1 pseudogene is annotated in these 487 nt (G+C 65.7%); it reads right to left on the reverse strand.

The annotated features are described in order from the left end of the window. Window positions 1-139 precede the first annotated feature (139 nt). Window positions 140-487, reverse strand: a pseudogene (locus DEQ92_RS22215) (sodium:calcium antiporter); the annotation flags it as partial.

A 487-nucleotide genomic window follows, 5' to 3' on the forward strand; every position in this document is an offset into this window, starting at 1 on the left:
CGACGAGCGAGCGGAGTGCCTCGCCGATCGCGACCGAGGCGGAGTCGGCGCGGCTGACGACCAGTCCGATCACGACAGGGAGTGGTCGCCGCTCGGTATAAAAACTCTCGGAGCGGCGGGAAGGGGAACGCTTCGTCGCTCAGTCCGCGCGCTCCGGTTCCGGCACCGGCGTCCCGCGGATGTTGGCGACGGTGAGTTTGGCGAGCCGTTGGAGGTCACGCCGACGGCTGGCGAGGAGTCCGGCGGCGAGCACGACGTAGACGACCGAGTACGCCAAGAGCAGGTAGATCGAGTACGTCTCTGCGAGCGCTTCCGGATAGACTCGGATGAGCGCGAACTCGATGACGACCTGCGAGACGAACAGGACGAGAAGCGTCACCGCCTCGCGGACGCTGATACGGAAATTCACGAGGACCGCGAGCGCGAAGAAGCTCTGTGCGGCGGTGAGCCAGATTTCGGCCGCCTGCTTGAACTCGAACGGCAAGAC

This window comes from Haloferax sp. Atlit-6N (genome assembly GCF_003383195.1).
In the GTDB taxonomy this organism is placed as follows: Archaea; Halobacteriota; Halobacteria; order Halobacteriales; family Haloferacaceae; genus Haloferax; species Haloferax gibbonsii.